This is a genomic window from Photobacterium sanctipauli, assembly GCF_003026495.1.
GTDB lineage: Bacteria > Pseudomonadota > Gammaproteobacteria > Enterobacterales > Vibrionaceae > Photobacterium > Photobacterium sanctipauli.
The window spans coordinates 1-20247 of record NZ_PYMA01000028.1 but is presented as its reverse complement, the minus strand read 5'-3'; the positions used below and the strand labels follow the sequence as shown (position 1 = coordinate 20247).

Sequence of the window (20247 nt, the reverse complement as noted above, 5' to 3'; positions counted from 1 at the left end):
GAGCGCTATTTAATAAAGGTATTACTCTCGATACCTTTATTAAATAGCAAACTAACCTTCTTGAATTTATTGGGGGAATCATGCCCCGACATCAGCGCGGCTTTACCTTAATCGAAGTTATCGTGGTGATAGTACTGATTGGTATTATCTCGGTGACGGCTGCCTCACGTATTTTTGGCCGTAGCAGCTTTGATGCTTACCTTGCCCGCGACCAAGCCATTTCGATTGCCCGCCAAATTCAGCTACTCAGTATGAATCAAACCATTAGTTTACCAAGTGATGATCCGAGCCAGTGCTACTCCTTAGTGGTTAGGTCGGATTATTTCGGCTCACTTGAATGTGCTTCAAATTTACAATCAAGCAGATGGCTAAGTAGCGAGAACGATAGGGTAAGTTTTTCGGTCAATGAATCGGCCTCAGCCATTTATTTCGATATTTTAGGCCGGCCATTTATGTTTGATGGCACCAATAAGAAAGTCGCGCTATGCCAAAATTCAGGCTGTGAAGTGACGGTGACCGCACGTAATAATGAGCAAGCCAAGCTATGTATTAACAGCGAGGGGTATATGTGGTCGGGAGGATGTTCCTGATGAAGCGTTATTCCCAGCGAGGCTTCACCTTAATTGAAGGTGTGATCACCATTGTTATCCTTGGTGTGGCAATGGTGACCCTGACAAGTTTTCTTTTTCCGCAGGCCGAACGTTCGGCAACCCCCTATTATCAAGCGCGTTCGGCCGCTATTGGTAATGCGTTTCTTAATGAAATTCTATCCCGTAAGTTTGACGAGCATTCGGACCCTTTCGGGGACAGCCTTATCCGTTGCGGTGAAACAGTGCGTATTTTAGGTGTGGATTATTATCAGGACTGCTCCCAGCCAATTATTGCGGGCAATAATTATCGTTGGCCGGAGGATGACCCTGCTGAGTATTATGATTATGTCGATCCTTTAAGTGGTAACACCTTAGGGCGAGGTTTGAAGGTTGAGATGGCCAATGACGTGGATGATTTTCATGGTTGTTGGGGGGACTTGACGCTGTGCAATGAGAGAAACTTTGGCAATAGGGGGACATACCCTTGGCGCGGCTTTATTGAAAGCTTGATAGAGCCAGAAAGCAGTAATGCCAAGAATGACTACTACAAAAATATCACGGTGAATGTGAAAGTTAGCTATCCGAATGATTTGAACATCGAGCAACCTCCCCGTCAGCATAAGCGCATTGAGGTTGTGGTTGATGCAGGCAATTACGGTAAGTATGACTTTGTTGCCATTAGGAGTAACTACTGATGGAGAAGCTCAATAGCCAACAAGGCTTCACCTTGATGGAAATGGTTATTGCCCTAGTGATTCTTGGGATTATCTCTCTGGCGGTTGGCAGTTACTTGCAGCTGGGTGCACAAGGCTACTTGGGTGTGGTTAATCGAGACAGAACCCAATTGATCGCCCGTTTTGCCTTAGAGAAAATGACCCGTGAAATTCGCCATGCGGCCCCTAACAGTGTGTCGGTTGACTCAAGCGGAAGGTGCCTTTCATTTTATCCGGTAAAACTGGCGGGCTTTTATCTTCATCAACCTGTGGGGGCGGCGATTGATTTCTCTTCGACGCTCGGAAGTGACAGTGATTGGAAGGCCATTACCACTAATTACTGGCTCGCTGTTGGCTTCTCTTCATCCGAGCAATACGATACTAAAACCAATGCGATTACAGTGGTAGTTGATGGCCCTGATGCGGGCGTATTAACAGCGCAACTCAGTGCTGACTTAGCTTCTTCCTCGCCAGCAAGCCGGCTGTATGCCTATAGCGAGAAAGTGCAATATTGCTTTGATAGTACGTTAGGCTCACTTCATCGTTTAACCAATAATGCTTCGGTTTCAAATAATAACTTAATTGCCCAGCAGGTCAGTGAGGTTTACTTCAACACCGAAGGGCTTGGCATGAATAGCAATGGCATGGTGCACATTCGCCTTACGCTCCAGCGTGAGCAATCAACGGAAACAGCAACCTACGAGCACTCTGTACAGGTGATTAATGTTTTATAGCAAGCAGCGCGGTAGTGCACTGATCGTCTCTATTTTCATTATTACGGTGATGGCGGTGATGGCGGCAGCCATGATTAAGATTGATTGGTCGAGCCAAGATACAACATCGCGAGAGGTGTTTGCTACCCGGGCTTGGTACGCTGCTCATTCGGGCAATGAGTACATGCTGAGTAAGCTGTTCCCGTTAGGGGAAACCAGTTCGAAGCCTGAATATTGTAAAGACTACACCGGGGAGTTGGAGCCAAGTTTATTTGACTGCCATGCATTAATCCTCACCTGCACCAAGCATGAGTACGGCGGTGCCGAGACCCAGAAGTATAAATACCAACTGGAGGCGACAGCGACTTGCGGTACCGGTGCTTTTGAAACCACCCGCACACAAGAAACTTGGGCAAAGGATTTAGCGAATAATGAATAGAATACTCCAAGTGATTATAAGCCTAGCGGTGTTGTTGCTTTTCCCCTCTATCGCGCATAGCGCCATTGATTTTAGCCAATGCCCGTTTACCGGGCCTGCGCAAACGTGGTCGAACAGTGGCGAGGCCAAAATCGATGACTCCGGGCGTATTTTTGGTGCGGTGAATGGTAAGTATCTAGGCTTTAAAAAAGTTGATTCGCAAGGCTCTAGCTGTGAGGGCAGCAATGAGTGTCAGAAAAAAGATAGCCTAATGGTGGATAAACCTGCCTTTGTTGATTTTGAAATTGATAATGACAGGGAGTTCGACTCGGGAAGTACGCTCACGCCAGGGCGTTATGAAAAAGTTGAAATGGATGGCCTGACGGTAACCATGACCGCAGGGGAATACTGGGTAGATGAATTCATTGTGAAAGGTAGCAGTAAGTTGACGGTTTCTGGTGCTGTTACTTTGAATGTAAATAAGCTGACTCTTGATGATAATGCCCAGATCATTCATACCGCTGCACCAAAGAATTTTATCATTATTGCCCATACTGAAGATGGTGTTGTAGAGCTTAAGAGTAGCAAGGAGCATGAGTTCAGCGCATATATTGCCGCGGCTGAATCTGTAGTTATTGATAAAAAGACCCAAGTAAAAGGGGCGGTAACCACCTATAAGCTTGATGTGAAAGATAAGGGGGTACTTACTGCAGATCTTGGAGATTGTTCAACGCCTACCATTCCGCCTCTTACCGAGATTCAAATTTGTGACTATGTCAAAGATGAAATCCAAACCAACTATTACTACGGGGGGAAGCCCCGGGGTAATTTAATGCTATCCGGTAGTGATAGCTATATTCATGTGGCAGATAACGATCGGGAGTTATCGTTTTTTAGTGTCCAGATAGGCGGAACGAATATCGGCTGTGAGTACCCAGCCAAGTCAGGCACCATCCAAGAGTGTGTCATCAATCCAGATAAAGCCTATGATGATTTCCCCGTCTCTCTTCCTGATTTTGAGGCGACCAGTAACGAACATTTCACCTGTAGTGCCGGGGAGCAATGTCGGTTAACGACTACCCATTATGATGAAGTGGATTTGAAAGATGGTAGTGAGTTGACGCTGGCCAGCGGTGAATACTGGATCAGCCATTTTGACTTTGATGAATCTTCGACATTAAAAATCGAAGGGAAAGTGATTATCCATTATGAGGAAATGCACTTTAAGAAAGGCGAAATAAAGGTAAACCACGAGGGCAATAGCCAGGATTTATTGTTTATCGGTCATGGCAGCAAAGCTAAAGTGGAAGTGAAGGATCAAGTTGCCGACTCTGTTATTAAGGGCTTTTTCTATTTGGATGTTGAGGCCAATGGCACGGGGATGCTATTCGATGTCAGTGGTGAAAATAACCGACTTTACGGCGGCGTTACCGCTGGTGAATTCTCAATTTCCGGGCGCAATAACCACCTGTTTGGTGAACCTCTTGACTGTGGGGAGCCCACGCCGCCACCCGAATTTGAGCTTGATATCTGTCCCTATGTCAAAGAGGAAGTGCAATCGAGTTATTACGCCTCTGGGCTACCTGCCGGTGATTTGATCATTGATGATAATAGCAACAACATGATCACGGTTAGTCAAAATGGCCGTAGCTTTTCCTTTAAGCAGTTTGATGGCGGAAATAGCTGCCAGTACCCGGATGGCAGCACCGATCAGTGTTTGATTGATAGCTCAAAAGCGTTTGAAGATTACCCGGTGACCCTGCCTGATTTTGTTTCGGGAAGCCGAGATGAGCAATGTAAAAAAAATGACTCGTGTACTTTCTCTAGTGATGCCTACAAGCGCTTACAAGCCAAGGAAGGCAGTACCATTACCTTGGAGGCGGGGGAGTATTGGATTGAGCACTTGGATTTTGAAAAGAACTCAACGGTGATCCTTGAGGGTGATGTGCTTATCCACTATGAAAAGCTGCACTTTAAAAAAGAAGGCATGCAAATCAATGCCAGTGGTATCAGCGAGCAGCTGCTGTTTGTGGGCCATGGAAAAGAGGCTGGGGTAAAGCTGGATAAGAAAGTGAAAAACGCGCTAGTCCATGCTTATTTTTATTTGCCGCCGGAAACTTACACGGATAAGGGCAACAACAAGGAGAAAGGCTTCTTTGTTGAGGGAGATGACAACACCATTGTTGGCGGTGTTGCATCGCCGTTTGTTGTGATTGAAGGCAGCGGCAACCAGATTATCGGTCGCACCGAACACCAATGTTTTGGCAGTGATGATAATTATACCCTGACAGTGACTCCAACTGAGAGTTACAGCTTGACTTGTGACCGACTGCCGATTGAGTTTCAAGTACTCGATGGCAATGGCGCGCCGGCTGGTAGTTATCCCGGCAATGTTGATATCACTACATCTTTGGCGGCGACTAACAAGGCTTTCTGGTACTTGCAAGAAACCGGTGGAGAAGGCGATAAGCTGGATATCAGCCAGCAGCATGGCTTTTCAGTCGATAGCGAGGGTAAGGTTAAGCTGTGGCTAAAAAGCGATGTGGTTGGGACCATCTCTGCGACGGGAGCGCTCTCAACAGATAGTGGTCAAACAGCCTCCGGGCAATATGGCTTTGTCCCATTCAAGTTTGAAATTGGGGATGGCAGTATTCCCGTTGTTGCCGGTAAGCCTACGACAATTGCGATTAAAGCCAAGGCCTGTAAGGCAGTTGATAGCAGCGAGGTCTCGGTTGGTTACGATGGCGAGCGTACCATCAAGCTTGAAACCGGCTATGATGCCCCAGCCTCGGGAAGCCAATTGTTGCAGCTTCGAAAATCTAATAATGATCCGTGGCAAGGTGGCGAGATCAAGCTCGACTTTGATCAGGGCGTTGCCAGTGCCCAGCTGCAATATCTTGATGCAGGCCAAACCACGCTGAGCATTCACGACCCTGACTGTAGCCTCGCAACGGGGTGCGAAATTTTGCCGCAAGTCCAAACCCTGTCTAAAGCAGATTTAGGTGAGTGGACAAGGCTTGAAGGCTCGCAAACGGTATTGGCACGCCCGTATACCTTCGCCATGTGTAACTACTTATCACCCTATATTGAAGCTGCGTCAGGGACAGCCTCTGGCGGCAATGGCTTTGTTGCATCCGGGGATAATTTTACCACCGAGGTGAAACCGGTGATTTGGCTCGATGGCGATGGCAACAATAATATCGATAGCGGCGGCAATGCAACCGGCCCTGTCGATAGTTCAGGCATGTGCCAGCGAATGGTCACCGATAACTTCTATGCCGATGATGCCCCAGCGGCAGTGGTTGGGCTCTCGATCCCAACCGGAGATGATGTGAAGCCCCATTCGCCAACAGACGAGGGGGCGAAAAGTGGCGCCCTGAGCTATGCCGAAGTTATGGACGCGGCAGGGCTGGTGTATTCCGCGAACTGGAACGAGGTGGGGAGTACTCTGCTACAGGCAGACACCCAAGCTAACTATTTGGGGATGGATATCAATATGGGGTATCGCCCCGTTGGCCGCATATACCCCGCTTACTTTGAAGTACAAAGCGGCAATAGTTTTGGCTATCCAGCAAATGGTGGCAACGCCCAGCACGGGTTCGCTTATCTAGGGCAGGCATTCTCAGCGAGCTTTAGTGTATTGGCAAAGAACCGTGCAGGGGAAGAGGTTGTAAACTATGAGCACTTTAGCCAGTTCTATCAGGCGCGCTTGGCTCTGGAAGCGGTTGATGAGAATAACAATAGCTTTGCCATGCGGATGTCGCCGCGCGGAGCCTGGCTTGATTGGGGTAATGCCATTACCGCCATGGATTGGAAACTTGAACGAAAAGGCTATGACAGTGTCCCAGTAATGACCGAAGTTGAGCCGCCATGGAATAGTGGTAACAGTACTTGGGGGGTGTTTATTGCCCAAAGTGAAGATCCTGCCGAAATACGTTCCCAGTCGCAGGGCAATATTGAGGTAATTGGCAGTATCTTAACGCAGGAGATGGCGCCATTTGATACTATACCTGAGCTACGCTATGGCCGGATGCGAATGGAAGATGTCACAGTCCCTGTTACTCAGGATGCGAAAGTCCCTGTTGTTATTGAGTATTACAAAGATAGTGATACCCAATTTGTTACCAACGAAGATGATGATTTTAGCGTATACGGGAGTAATTACGGTTGTAGCGAGCTGATTTTCCCCGATAGTATGCAATCGGCTTTGGATAGTGATCCGCAATCGAGTGCGGTGATAAAAGGTGAAGGGCGTTTACTGGTTAATCATCCGCAAAGTGTGGATGCGGGCTACCGAGAACAGATCCAACTTGGTCAGCGGTTGTCAAACAGTAGTGCCGTGCCAACGTGCCCGCCTAAGATCCCTACGGCTTCTGATCTGCCTTGGTTGCAGTACAATTGGAGCGAGCAAGGCGATACCGATCCATCCGCTGTGGTGACTTTCGGAGTCTACCGCGGTAACGATCGCATCATATATCGCGGTGAAAAGGGCATTAATACATTGCTCAACTAAATAAAATGCGGATCTGTGGCAGGTTTGACAATCCTTGCCTTGTCTCGATCCGTGCCCCTTGATACATTTAGCGCAATTTAACGAATTTGTGAGCTTGCAGGATTAGCCGAAGACTATGTTTAAAAAACTTCGTGGCATGTTTTCTAATGACCTGTCTATTGACTTGGGTACAGCCAATACCCTTATTTATGTCAAAGGACAGGGCATCGTACTAGACGAACCATCAGTAGTAGCGATCCGCCAGGATCGTGCCGGAGCAACCAAGAGCGTGGCCGCAGTGGGTCACGACGCCAAGCAGATGCTAGGCCGTACTCCGGGCAATATTGCTGCTATCCGTCCAATGAAAGACGGTGTTATCGCAGACTTCTACGTAACTGAAAAAATGCTGCAGCATTTTATCAAGCAAGTGCATGACAACAGCTTGCTGCGTCCTAGTCCACGAGTTTTGGTCGCGGTTCCTTGTGGTTCTACCCAAGTTGAGCGCCGTGCTATCCGTGAATCAGCCCAGGGTGCTGGTGCGCGCGAAGTCTACCTGATTGACGAGCCAATGGCGGCGGCAATCGGTGCCGGCATGCCAGTATCGGAAGCAACAGGTTCGATGGTGATCGATATCGGTGGTGGTACTACCGAGGTTGCGGTTATCTCGCTAAACGGTGTGGTTTACTCATCGTCTGTTCGTATCGGTGGTGACCGCTTCGACGAAGCCGTCATTAACTACGTGCGCCGTAACTACGGCAGCTTGATTGGTGAAGCAACCGCTGAGCGTATCAAGCACGAAATCGGTTCTGCTTACCCGGGTGACGAAGTGCGTGAAATCGAAGTTCGCGGCCGCAACCTTGCTGAAGGTGTGCCACGCAGCTTTACCCTGAACTCAAACGAAATCTTGGAAGCGCTGCAAGAGCCGCTAACCGGTATCGTTTCTGCCGTTATGGTTGCGCTGGAGCAGTGTCCGCCAGAACTCGCTTCGGATATTTCTGAGCGCGGTATGGTACTGACTGGTGGTGGTGCGTTGCTACGCGATCTTGATCGCCTGCTAACCGAAGAAACCGGTATTCCAGTGGTTGTAGCTGAAGAGCCGCTTACTTGTGTTGCCCGTGGTGGTGGTAAGGCTCTGGAAATGATCGACATGCACGGTGGCGATCTATTTAGCGAAGAATAATGCCCGTTCGGGCATGACAACAAACAGGTTATAGCGTTAGATGAAACCTATATTCGGCAGGGGGCCATCCCTGCAATTGCGCCTGTTTCTTGCCATATTACTGTCGGTCGGCTTAATGCTGGCCGACAGCCGTCTTGATGCCTTTGCCAATGTCCGTTACCTGTTGAACTCGGCCATTGCCCCTCTTCAATATGCTGCAAACTTACCCCGCGACTTGCTGGGCGGTGTATCCGGGCAACTGAGCTCGCACCAACGGTTATTGACAGAAAATAAAGCACTGAAACGAGACTTGCTTGTTCAGCAGAGCGATGTTCTGTTGCTTGAGCAGCTAAAGCAAGAAAACCAGCGTCTGCGCGAGCTTTTGGGCTCTCCATTTGTTCGTGATGAAAAGAAGTTGATTGCCGAGGTTATGGCGGTCGACTCGGATCCGTATAGCCATCAGGTGATGATTGACAAAGGGCGGATCGACGGTGTTTACGAAGGCCAGCCTGTGATTAATGAAAAGGGCATTGTTGGCCAGGTGTCATACGTGGGTGCGCACAACAGCCGGGTACTGCTGCTTATCGACCCGACCCATGCCATTCCGGTGCAGGTTGTTCGAAATGATATCCGCGTTATTTCATCGGGAAGTGGCCAGATTGACCAGATCCAGCTGGAGCACGTGCCAAGCAGTACCGATATCGAAGTCGGTGATTTGCTAGTGAGCTCGGGCTTGGGCGGCCGTTACCCCGAGGGGTATCCGGTTGGCTACATTACCGAGTTCTCGTTTGACAACAAACGCCCATTTGCCCAGATCAAGGCAAGGCCGACGGTGCAGTTCGACCGCTTGCGCTACTTGCTATTGGTGTGGCCGACACCGCGTGAAACATTGAGTGAAGGGGAGTTCAACAGTGGCGAATAGTAGACCTAATGGCCGCATGTGGATTTGGCTGTCTTTCATTATTGCGCTGATTTTACAGGTTGCACCTTGGCCGGGGCAGTTGGAGTTCTTCCGCCCGTCGTGGATCATGCTGGTGGCGTTCTACTGGGTGCTGGCATTGCCGCACCGGGTCAATGTCGGTACCGCCTTGCTCCTTGGCTTGCTGTGGGATTTGATGCTCGGCTCTACGCTCGGCGTGCGGGGGCTGATGATGTCGGTGCTATGCTATATCGTGGCATTGAACTTTCAGGTGCTTCGCAATTTGTCGCTTTGGCAACAGGCCATGCTAGTGGCGCTGCTAACGCTAGGGGGCAAGCTGGTGGAATTCTGGGCGGAGTACCTCGTTTCAGAGATCACCTTCGATCCGCAACGCTTGTGGGCTGTGCTGCTCAACTTCTTGTTGTGGCCGTGGCTGTTCCTGCTATTACGGCGAATGCGTCGTAAGTTCTCAATTCGTTAAAGTTTTTTCCAAATGCGATCTGTTCGGTGCTAGTTTGTAGAATGACCATCGGACCAATGAGCAGATCGCAATTGATTTGTCATACTAAACAAAATTAATGTTATCATCATGCCTACACTGCAACTGTACCTAGCTTCAGGCTCACCTCGCCGTAAGGAGCTACTAACCCAACTTGGTTATACCTTCGAGCGGATCGTCGTTGATGTTGAAGAGCAGCATCAACCGGGAGAGCGACCAGCAGACTATGTACAGCGCTTATCACGAGAGAAAGCCCAGGCCGGCGTGGCGGTATCGAACGGGCAGTTGCCGGTACTCGGTGCTGATACGATCGTGGTAGTGGATGAGACCATTTTGGAAAAACCCCAGGACTTTGCCGACGCCAAGCGAATGTTATCGCTGCTTTCTGGCCGTCAGCATCAGGTAATGACTTCGGTAACCTTGGCAACGGCCGAGAAGCAGCAAACCAAACTCGTTATAACGAACGTTTGGTTCAAGACTTTGTCTGATAAAGAAATAGAAGCCTATTGGCACAGCGGAGAACCGCAAGACAAAGCCGGAAGTTATGGTATTCAGGGAATTGGCGGCAAATTTATCGAGCGTATCGATGGCAGTTATTATGCTGTGGTGGGGTTACCGTTAGTGGAAACCGACATCATGGTTCAAGACTTTTTAAGTTTATAATTTAGAGGCAACCATGAGCACAGAGCTGCTAATTAACGTAACGCCGAGCGAGACCCGCGTTGCAATGATTGAAGCGGGTAACCTGCAAGAAGTTCATATCGAACGAGAATCGAAACGCGGGATTGTCGGCAATATTTATAAAGGGCGCGTGAGCCGCGTACTGCCAGGTATGCAGGCGGCCTTTGTTGATATCGGCCTGGAAAAGGCGGCATTCTTGCACGCATCCGATATCGTCCCGCACACTGAGTGTGTGGCAGAAAACGAAAAACAACAATTTCAAGTACGCGATATTTCCGAGCTTGTCCGCCAAGGGCAGGACTTGGTAGTTCAGGTAGTGAAAGATCCGCTGGGCACCAAGGGTGCCCGCTTGACGACGGATGTTACCTTGCCATCGCGTTATTTGGTCTTCATGCCGGGCGCTGGCCACGTTGGTGTTTCCCAGCGTATTGAAAGCGAGAGCGAGCGTGAGCGCCTGAAGAAAGTCGTCAACAAGCACTGTGATGACTTGGGCGGCTTTATTATTCGTACTGCCGCTGAAGGGGCGACGAACGAAGAGCTGGCTCAGGATGCCGCGTTCTTGAAGCACCTATGGCGCAAAGTACTTGAACGTCGTGCCAAGCATAAGCCCAAATCGATGCTATACGGCGAGTTGGGCTTGGCCCAGCGTATCTTGCGCGACTTTGTTGGCACCGAGCTTGACTGTATTCAGGTCGACTCTCGCTTGGGCTTTGAGAAGCTGAAGGAGTTTACCGATGAATTCGTGCCGGAGCTGAGTGAGAAGCTGGAATACTATGCCGGTGAGCAGCCAATTTTCGATCTTTACGATACGGAAAACGAAATTCAGCGCTCGCTGGACCGCAAGGTTGAGCTGAAGTCGGGCGGTTACCTGATCATCGACCAAACCGAGGCGATGACCACCGTCGACATCAATACTGGTGCCTTCGTGGGACGTCGCAACCTTGAAGAGACCATCTTCAATACCAATATCGAAGCCACCAAGGCCATTGCCCGCCAGCTGCGCCTGCGCAACCTTGGCGGCATTATCATTATCGACTTTATCGACATGGCACTGGAAGATCACCAGCGCCGGGTCTTGGTCGCGTTGGAGCAGGCACTGTCTTACGACCGCGTCAAAACCAACATTAATGGCTTTACTCAGCTAGGCTTGGTAGAGATGACCCGTAAGCGTACTCGCGAGAGTATCGAGCATGTGCTGTGTAATACCTGCCCGACCTGTGAAGGCCGCGGTACGGTGAAAACGGTTGAGAGTGTGTGCTACGAAATCTTGCGCGAAATTACCCGGGTCAACCGCGCCTACGATGCCGATCGCTTTGTGGTGTATGTCGCCCCTGCGGTTGCAGAAGCATTGGCCGGCGATGAATACCATGCGTTGGCAGAGCTGGAAGTGTTCATTGGCAAGCAGGTGAAGATCAAAGCCGAGCCGCTGTATATTCAAGAACAGTTCGACGTCGTAATGATGTAATTTTTGCGAGGCAATTGAGTGACAACAGTTCCAGTTCGTCTGGTACGTGGATTAATGTGGCTAGTGCTGATTTTATTGATACTGGCCGCAATTGCGATTACAGGTCTGCGTCTTTTCCTTCCCCAGCTTAACGATTACCGTGAGCCCATCCGCCAGTGGGCGTCTGCCCAAGCTGGTATGCAAGTCGATATTTCCCATGTTGAGGGCCACTGGCTCAACTTCGGGCCATCCTTGGTGCTTAAAGATGTTGGGTTGACGATACCTGACAACCCGGACTCGCTGGTCGAAGTCGGTGATGTCTCCATGCAGCTCGATATGCTGGGCTCCGTGGTGCGCTTAAACCCGGTCTTCAAAGATATCCGCATTGACCAGCTGCGTCTTGACTTAACCCAGTTAACTGGCCTGTCGGGTGATAGTGGCGAGCGCGAAAAGCGTGGCCAAGCATCGACAATCGAGCGGCTCGAGGAGCTGCTGCTGGTTCAGTTGGGGCAGTTTTCGATCAGGAATTCGGCTGTCACCTTGATGTCGCCTGCCGAAGAAAAAATTACCGTTAACATTGAAGATTTGAAGTGGGACACCCGCAGCGGCCAACGGCGGGCAGAAGGGGTGATCAGCATCGCCGATACCCATTTCAGCCAAATGCGAGTGATTGCTAACTTATCCGACAAGCACTCGCTAGCCGCGCTCTCCGGTGAGCTCTATGTTCAGGCGCGCAACTTGTCGATTACCCCTTGGTTGAACAAAAAGCAGAACACCGAAGCCAATATCACTAGCAGCAACCTCAATACCGAGGTCTGGCTGACCATGGAGCGTGGCCGCCTGCTCAAGAGCCTGCTTCGCTTGGATAACAGCTATCTACGCTGGCAGCAGGGAGAGGAGAAGCACGAATTCCGAATTCGCCAAGGCTTGGTTAGCCTAGAGCCTATTCTGCGCGATGACGGCGAGCTGGGCTGGCGGGTTGATAGCGACCAAATGGAGCTGCAAACCGATGATCAGCCTTGGCCTGCATTTGATATGGCGGCAAGTTGGCAGCCTGATGGCTGGCAATTGGCAATCACCCAGCTGTCGCTTTCCCATTTACGGCCATTCATTAGCTTTATGCCTGATGACAGTACCGCGTTTGAAATGGTGAATACCTTGCAACCGGCGGGTGTCCTACGGGACATTCGGGTGGCTGCAGACCAGCAAAGCTCACCGCGTTTTTCGTTGGCGCTTGAGCAGTTTGGTATGGCGCAATGGGAATTGCTGCCGGCGATCCATAAGTTAAATGCAAAAGTGACCGGCGATCTGAACGGCGGCAAGGCGGTATTGTCGCTGCGCGATGATCAGCTGCCTTACGGCGAGGTATTCCAAGCGCCGTTGCAAATCGACCAGGGTGATGTGACAGCATATTGGCAAGTGGGCGATGACGGTTGGCGCTTGTGGAGCGATCACCTAACGGTAAGCACCCCGCATTTGAGCGCCGATGGCCAGTTCCGCTTGGACTTTCCAGCTGATGCCCCCTCTTGGTTGTCGTTTTACGGCGAGGCAACCGCGAGCAAGGCCGGTGAAACTTGGCGCTACCTGCCAACCTTGGCGCTGGGCCAGAGCTTGACAGATTACTTGTCTGCCGCAATACGTGGCGGGCGGGCAGAACATGCCCAGCTGCTTTGGTATGGCGAGTTGGCTGATTTCCCTTACGGCGGTAACAACGGTATTTTCCAAGCCTATGTACCCATGCGCAAAGGCACGTTCAGTTTTGACACGGCTTGGCCTGAACTGACCGACCTCGATCTTGATTTACTGTTCGAGAACGACTTTATGTACCTCGATGCCACCCATGCCAAAACAATGGGGGCAACGGCTTCGCAGGTGACGGGTGATGCCGAACTGAGCAGCGATGGCCACCTCAAGCTGAGCATTGATGTCGCGGCCGAAGGTCAGCAGGTGCGTGACTATATGATGGCCACGCCATTGGTCGACTCGGTGGGGGCCGCTTTAACCACGGTACAAGTTAGCGGGCCGGTGACGTCTAGTTTCCAGCTAGATATTCCTTTTGACGGCAGTGATGTACGGGCATGGGGGAGCGCGAAACTGGCTGATAACCAAGTGGCCATCGATACGCCGCCAATTCCGCTTGAGCAGGTGAGTGGGATCATCGAGTTTGATAACGATATTGTCACTGGCGACAAGTTAGCGGCAAATGTGCTTTCGCAGCCAATTACCTTTGGCTTTGCCGGTAATAGCGTTGAGACCGGCTACAAAGTGGGGATTGATCTAGGCGGCAAGTGGCAAGTGGCCCCGCTGCAAGCCCACTTGCAGGATCCGCTACTCGCCCATGTATCAGGGATCAGCCAGTGGCAAAGCAAGGTTGATATTGACTTGCATGATACCGGCTTTGACTACCGGGTTGATCTGCAGGCCGGTCTCGATGATATCAATAGCAAACTGCCGTACCCGCTGGCGCATCAGGCCGGAAAGCGTGATGATATTTTGCTGACGGCTTCAGGCAATGCCCAGTCATTAACCGGACTGATCACGGCGCCGGATATGAAGTATCAAGCGATGATCAATCTAGTGCCAGAGCGGTTGGAGATAGATGCCAGCGAATGGGTTGTCGGCACAGGCCGGCCCCAGTCACTGGTCAAGGGCAACCATGCGTTGACGATAAACAGCCCGACGCTAGATGCTGATCGCTGGATTGAGCTATTTAGTGATATCGACGAGAAAATTGTCGAATCAGCGCAGTCTGATGAACTGACGACCATGCCTGTTATTCCGGTGCCAACGAGGGTGAACGCCCAGGTTCGCCAACTCAAGCTCGCGACTCTGGATTGGAGCCGGGTGGACTTGGCTATCCGCAACCAGAACAAACAATGGCATATATTACTCGGCAGCCGCGAAGCCAAGGGCGAGGCCTTTTGGCCAGAGGGTAAACCTCTGAGCATTGCGCTAGAGAGTTTGCACCTCAATATTCCAGACATGGTCGTTCCGGAAAAGAAAGAAACGCGTAAGAAGTACCAGCCGCAACGCGATATTCCGCCAGCGACAGAGTTTGACCGTAGCATGATGGCCAAGATCCCCGAAATGGACATTACCATGGATGATGCCTGGCTACAGGGCTACCGTCTGGGCGAAGTGTCCGGGAAGGTTCGCCGTGATGGTAATACCATTGAGCTGCTGAATTTTACCGTCGACTCCGGCGCAACATCGCTTAACCTCGATGGCCACTGGACATTGTCGGGCGATAGAAACGAAACCCAGATAGCCTTCGATATTGATGGCGAGAACAGCTCTGACTTGATGGGGCGCTTTGGTATCTCTGGTGGCATCCAAGGCGCGGAGTTCAACACTTATGCTTCGATTCAGTGGCAAGGGGCACCTTGGTCTATGCACCGCGAGACGCTCTCTGGTGAGTTGAAGTCGGAGACCGGACAAGGGGTGATCAGCGATATCGGTGGTGCCGGACGCTTGTTGGGGCTATTTAGTATCGACTCGATTGTGCGCAAGATGCAGCTCGACTTCTCGGGGATCTTCGATGATGGCCTGGCCTTTAATTATATTCGTGGTAGCGGCCATATTGAAAATGGCCGCTTTGAAACAACAGACATTAAAATGCAAGCACTTGCCGGGGATATGTTTATTCAGGGAAGTGCTAATCTTGTAAATGAGACTGTCGATGCGCGGGTGAGGTTTATTCCTGACTTTACATCGGGTATTCCGGTGTTAACGGCGTTTGCCGTCGCACCGCAAACGGCCATCTATGTCTTTGCCATATCGACAGCCTTGTCACCGGTATTGGATGTATTTACCCAGGTTAATTACCGGGTGAAAGGCTCGATTGACTCGCCGGTTGTTACCGAGCAGTCACGCTTTACCGGTGAATACACTGTGCCGGAAGATTTGAAAAAACAACAATAATCAATACAAAAGCAGAACAGCATGGAGCATCGGTTGGCGATCTCAGGGTCTGCAGCCGATGATGCTAGGGAGAAAGTAATGGCAAAAGTTGGCATCGTACAAATGAATTCAGGCGCCGACCCTGAAACGAACCTTAAGCATCTGAAGTTGAAGCTAAAGGGGCTGCAACTGCAAGGGGCGAAGTTGGTACTAACCCCCGAGAACTGCTTGGTGTTTGGCTCCCGAAGTGATTATGAGCGGCACGCCGAACCTTTGGGTGAGGGGCCGCTGCAATCGGCGATATCCCAAATGGCTCGCCAGTTGGGAATTTGGGTGTTGATTGGCTCGATGCCAATTCGCCAGCCCGATGGCGCTATTACGACAACGGCCTTGGTGTTTGATGATCAGGGCGAGTGCCGCGAGCACTATAACAAGATCCATATGTTTGATGTCGAAGTCGAAGATCAGCACCATAGTTACCGGGAATCAGATACTTTCAAGCCGGGTAGCGACATCAAGGTGATCGCGACGCCGTATGGCAACATTGGTCTATCAATCTGTTATGATGTCAGATTCCCCCAACTTTATGCGGCATTACGTGAACAAGGTGCCGATATCATAGTTGTTCCTGCTGCCTTCACCAAGGTGACAGGGAAAGCCCATTGGGAGCTATTGCTAAGGGCGCGTGCGGTTGAAACCCAGTGCTGGGTGATTGCCGCGGCACAATGGGGTGAGCACAATGAATCCCGCGAAACATGGGGTCATTCAATGATTGTGGATCCTTGGGGGCAGGTGGTTGCTTGCCAGCAACAAGGAACGGGAGTACTGCTGGCTGATGTGGATTTGGAGCTCAGCCAAGCAATAAGAACAAATATGCCACTGGTGCAACACACGCGTTTTGGTGTTCACCAGCGATAATACCGCCACGCCGCTATCGCGGGTGTTCGGAATATAACAAGAGCACAAGAGATGACGCTGGAAACTGTAGAAAAGACAATGCTGGCCCAGTCGGGGTTGGGACGAGAAGAATTAAGCCAGACCTTGGGCATGATTGCCGCGAGGGATGTGGATTATGCCGATATTTATTTCCAGTCCTGCTGGCATGAGTCATTGGTTCTTGAAGATAGCATCATTAAAGACGGTTCGTTTAATATCGACCGTGGTGTTGGGGTGCGCGCTGTTTCCGGTGAGAAGACCGGCTTTGCTTATTCAGACCAAATTAACCAACTGGCACTGACCCAAAGTGCCAAAGCCGCGCGCGGTATTACCCGCAGTGGTGGTGATGGTAAGGTGAAGGCGTTTGTGCCCACTAACCCGTCAAGCATCTATGCACCGGTGAATCCGCTAAATAGCTTTGATAAATTCCAAAAAATTGCCTTGCTGGAAGAAATTGACCGTTATATCCGCACCAAGGAGCCAATGGTGAAAGAGGTGTCGGTGAGCATTAACGGCGTTTATGAGCAGGTGATGGTGGCAGCCCTTGACGGCACCTATGCTGCCGATATTCGCCCGCTGGTTCGCCTGTCGATCAGTGTGCTGATCGAGAAGGGTGATAAGCGCGAGCACGGCAGTGCTGGTGGCGGTGGCCGCTATGGTTACGAATACTTCCAGACCAAGGGTGCCAACGGGAAAACCGTTGCGCTGAACTACGCGGATGAGGCATTGCGCCAGGCGTTGATTAACATTGATGCCGATGAAGCCCCAGCGGGTACCATGCCGGTTGTACTTGGTGCGGGCTGGCCGGGCGTGCTATTGCATGAGGCGGTAGGCCATGGCCTGGAAGGCGATTTCAACCGCAAGGGCTCGTCGATGTTCTCTGGTCAGCTTGGCGAGCAGGTGACCTCTTCCCTTTGTACGATTGTCGATGACGGTACCCTTAAGGATCGCCGTGGCTCGATTAACATTGATGATGAGGGCACACCTGGCCAATACAACGTGTTGGTTGAAGGCGGCAAGCTAAAAGGCTATATGCAAGATAAGCTCAATGCTCGCCTGATGGGGGTTGCCCCAACCGGTAACGGTCGCCGTGAGTCTTACGCTCACTTGCCGATGCCGCGCATGACCAATACTTACATGCTGCCGGGTGAGCATTCGCCGGAAGAGATCATTGCCAGCGTGAAGCAGGGGATCTACGCGCCGAACTTTGGCGGCGGCCAGGTTGATATCACCTCGGGCAAGTTTGTGTTTTCGGCATCAGAGGCTTACCTGATCGAAAACGGTAAGGTGACCCGCCCAATCAAAGGCGCCACCCTGATCGGCAGTGGTATTGAAGCGATGCAGCAGGTGTCGATGGTGGGTAATGATTTGGATATCGACCGTGGTGTCGGCGTGTGTGGCAAAGCAGGCCAAAGCGTGCCGGTTGGCGTTGGTCAGCCAACCTTGAAGATTGACTCGATGACCGTAGGCGGAACGCAATAAGCGGTTGCCACGCTTATCTAGCCTAATAAAAAAATGCCAGCATCGTTGCTGGCATTTTTGTATCCGTGAATGAGCATGGCTCAGTCAGCGATTAGTCTTCTAGGTACAGCTCTTTGAGTACTTGGAAGATCTCGCGGTACGCCTTGGCTGGTTTGTTCTGCGCTTTTTCCTTGCTCGCTTGGCGAACAAGCTGGCGCAGGCGCTGGCGGTCGGCATGCGGGTGATCCACCAAGATGGCGTTGATCATGCTGTCGCCGTTTTCGATCAGCTTATCGCGCTTTTGCTCAAGCTTTTTCAGCTCGGCTGTTGCCTGCGAGTGCTTGTTTCTGAGTTTATCCAGTGCGGCTTGGATTGGCTCCGGATCCACCTGGCGCATCAGTTTACCGATGCGCTGCAACTGGCGGCGGCGGGCTTCGTTCTTGAAGCGCTGCGCATCTTTAATTGCTTCCAGCATATCTTCATCAAGCGGGATCTTGGCGAGTGCATTTGGCTTTAGCTCGACCAGCTCCTCCCCCAATTTCTGTAGGGCTTCCATGTCACGCTTCATCTCGGATTTGCTTACCCAGATGATTTCTTCTTCCTCTTCCCAAGGGGCTTTTTGGTTTTTACGGCTCATAACAGGCTCATAGGAATTGCATTTGCTTTTATTTTACCAGTTTAATCGGGATTTGGGGCGCAAAATCCTCACAGAGGGTGTTATCCTAAGAGTAATACCTATTTCATTGGTTTATCGGAATGATCGCCTAGATTGGTTCGGGGTAAGCCATTATTGAGAATATAAAAGTATGGACGTGAAAGAACAGGTAGCACAACAGCGAGTCGAGCTGGAAGCAGCAGTGGCAAAAGCGCTGGAGATGGCCGGCCAACAAGCTGACGCCGCCGAAGTGGCAATCAACAAAACCACGGGCATCAGTGTTTCGACCCGGATGTGCGAAGTTGAAAACGTTGAGTTCAATAGCGATGGTGCCTTGGGCATCACGGTTTACCGCAACCAGCGCAAAGGCAGTGCGTCGACTTCTGACTTGAGTGAAGAGGCGATTGCCCAGACGGTCGCGGCAGCACTTGATATTGCCCGCTATACCTCGGAAGACCCTTTTGCCGGCCCTGGCCCGAAAGCGTTGATGGCGCAAGATATTCCTGATCTGGATCTGTTCCACCCAGACGAGCCCGAGCCGGATCATGCGGCATCGATTGCCGTAGAAGCCGAGCAAGCGGCGCTTGAGTTTGACTCCCGCATCAAGTTTAGCGACGGCGCGAGCTACGATAGCCATTATGGCATCCGCGTCTACGGTAATAGCCATGGTATGTTGGCTAGCTATGCATCCAGCCGCCACAGCACTAGCTGCTGCGTGATTGCCGAGGGCAAGAATGGCGAGATGGAGCGAGATTACAGCTATACCACGGCTCGTCGTGCCTCTGATTTATGGACCCCGGAAAAGGTAGGTCGCCATGCTGCCGAACGTACTGTTGGCCGTATTGACCCGCAAAAACTGTCTACCCGCGAAGCGCCGGTCATGTTTGCCGCCGATATCGCGACCGGCCTGTTTGGTCACTTGGTGATGGGGATCAGCGGATCTAACCTGTACCGTAAGTCATCGTTCTTGCTTGATAAGCTGGGCGAGCAAATTTTCCCTGAATGGCTGGATATCAGCGAGCGCCCGCACATCTTGCGCGGTATGGCGAGTACCCCGTTTGACAGTGAAGGTTTGGCAACCCAAGACCGCGAGATCATCACCGATGGCGTGCTCCAGACTTACCTGATGACCAGCTATGCGGCACGCAAGCTGAACCGTCAGCCAACCGGCCATGCCGGTGGTATCCATAACTGGTTGGTGAAATCGACCGGTGAAAGCTTTGAGCAGATGCTAAAGAAAATGGATCGCGGCCTACTGGTGACTGAGCTAATGGGACAGGGCGTGAATATTGTGACCGGCGATTACTCGCGTGGCGCGGCAGGCTTCTGGGTTGAAAACGGCGAAATCCAGTATCCGGTGAGCGAAATCACCATTGCGGGTAACCTGAAAGACATGATGCAAAATATCGTGGCGATTGGCAGCGACACCGAAACCCGCAGCCAGATCCAGACCGGCTCTATGCTGTTGGACACCATGAAGATTGCTGGCGAGTAAGCCTCGTAAGATTGTAATCACTAAAAAGCGAGCCAATGGCTCGCTTTTTTTGTTTGCCCAGCAAAGCTGGCAAACCCGTCAGGTTGAAAGAAACCTGAATCGCCCCGACTAAGGGGAAGATAATCCGAATGGCAAGGGCGTTATTGGCCAACGGTAGGGTCTGAAGGAAGCC

At 51.2% G+C, this 20247-nt stretch carries 15 protein-coding genes and 1 pseudogene; 14 read left to right on the top strand and 2 right to left on the bottom strand.

From position 1 onward, the window contains the following. The first annotated feature begins 80 nt into the window (after positions 1-80). The 13 genes from C9I98_RS25285 to tldD all read left to right on the top strand — a co-directional run bounded on the left by C9I98_RS25285 (position 81) and on the right by tldD (position 17946). On the top strand, positions 81-590 hold the full coding sequence (locus tag C9I98_RS25285) for a prepilin-type N-terminal cleavage/methylation domain-containing protein (RefSeq protein WP_036831704.1): 510 nt from the start codon (positions 81-83) through the stop codon (positions 588-590). Next, positions 590-1285, top strand: coding sequence for a type IV pilus modification PilV family protein (locus C9I98_RS25280; RefSeq protein WP_036831706.1), 696 nt, complete (start codon positions 590-592; stop codon positions 1283-1285). Before C9I98_RS25285 ends, C9I98_RS25280 begins: the two co-directional genes overlap by 1 nt. After that, the gene (locus tag C9I98_RS25275) at positions 1285-2037 is read left to right on the top strand and encodes a PilW family protein (protein WP_036831709.1); all 753 of its coding nucleotides are present in this window, start codon (positions 1285-1287) and stop codon (positions 2035-2037) included. Before C9I98_RS25280 ends, C9I98_RS25275 begins: the two co-directional genes overlap by 1 nt. Beyond that, positions 2027-2455, top strand: a complete 429-nt coding sequence (locus C9I98_RS25270; RefSeq protein ID WP_036831711.1) for a hypothetical protein — start codon at positions 2027-2029, stop codon at positions 2453-2455. Before C9I98_RS25275 ends, C9I98_RS25270 begins: the two co-directional genes overlap by 11 nt. Next, a complete protein-coding gene (locus tag C9I98_RS25265) occupies positions 2448-6947 on the top strand; it encodes a DUF6701 domain-containing protein (protein ID WP_107272632.1) in 4500 nt (1499 codons plus the stop codon). Before C9I98_RS25270 ends, C9I98_RS25265 begins: the two co-directional genes overlap by 8 nt. 115 nt (positions 6948-7062) lie before the next feature. Beyond that, positions 7063-8106 carry a rod shape-determining protein gene (locus C9I98_RS25260; protein ID WP_036818477.1) on the top strand — a complete coding sequence of 348 codons (1044 nt, stop codon included), beginning with the start codon at positions 7063-7065 and terminating at the stop codon, positions 8104-8106. 40 nt (positions 8107-8146) lie between these two features. After that, complete coding sequence (gene mreC, locus C9I98_RS25255) at positions 8147-9007, top strand: rod shape-determining protein MreC (protein WP_036818479.1); 861 nt, start codon at positions 8147-8149, stop codon at positions 9005-9007. After that, positions 8997-9485 carry a rod shape-determining protein MreD gene (mreD, locus tag C9I98_RS25250; protein WP_036818481.1) on the top strand — a complete coding sequence of 163 codons (489 nt, stop codon included), beginning with the start codon at positions 8997-8999 and terminating at the stop codon, positions 9483-9485. Before mreC ends, mreD begins: the two co-directional genes overlap by 11 nt. Positions 9486-9593: 108 nt before the next feature. After that, positions 9594-10166, top strand: coding sequence for a Maf family protein (locus tag C9I98_RS25245; protein WP_036818484.1), 573 nt, complete (start codon positions 9594-9596; stop codon positions 10164-10166). 13 nt (positions 10167-10179) lie between these two features. Next, positions 10180-11649 carry a ribonuclease G gene (rng, locus tag C9I98_RS25240; RefSeq protein WP_036818487.1) on the top strand — a complete coding sequence of 490 codons (1470 nt, stop codon included), beginning with the start codon at positions 10180-10182 and terminating at the stop codon, positions 11647-11649. 18 nt (positions 11650-11667) lie between these two features. Further along, entirely contained in the window at positions 11668-15549 is a 3882-nt protein-coding gene (locus C9I98_RS25235) for a YhdP family protein (RefSeq protein WP_036818489.1), read from the top strand. 78 nt (positions 15550-15627) lie between these two features. Continuing rightward, positions 15628-16446, top strand: a complete 819-nt coding sequence (locus C9I98_RS25230) for a carbon-nitrogen hydrolase family protein (protein ID WP_036818493.1) — start codon at positions 15628-15630, stop codon at positions 16444-16446. Positions 16447-16497: 51 nt separating this feature from the next. Then, positions 16498-17946: a metalloprotease TldD gene (gene tldD / locus C9I98_RS25225; protein WP_036818490.1), complete on the top strand. Its 1449-nt coding sequence runs from the start codon at positions 16498-16500 to the stop codon at positions 17944-17946. A gap of 91 nt (positions 17947-18037) precedes the next feature. Here the strand turns inward: tldD and yjgA are convergent, their stop codons facing one another. Continuing rightward, positions 18038-18562, bottom strand: a complete 525-nt coding sequence (gene yjgA / locus C9I98_RS25220; RefSeq protein ID WP_036818491.1) for a ribosome biogenesis factor YjgA — start codon at positions 18560-18562, stop codon at positions 18038-18040. Between the two features lie 169 nt (positions 18563-18731). Here yjgA and pmbA point away from each other — a divergent pair, with 169 nt between their 5' ends. Continuing rightward, positions 18732-20075, top strand: a complete 1344-nt coding sequence (gene pmbA, locus C9I98_RS25215) for a metalloprotease PmbA (RefSeq protein WP_107272631.1) — start codon at positions 18732-18734, stop codon at positions 20073-20075. On the opposite strand, the pseudogene C9I98_RS26735 reads toward pmbA, so the two are convergent. After that, positions 20038-20247, bottom strand: a pseudogene (locus tag C9I98_RS26735) (hypothetical protein); the annotation flags it as partial. The gene pmbA and the pseudogene C9I98_RS26735 overlap by 38 nt on opposite strands.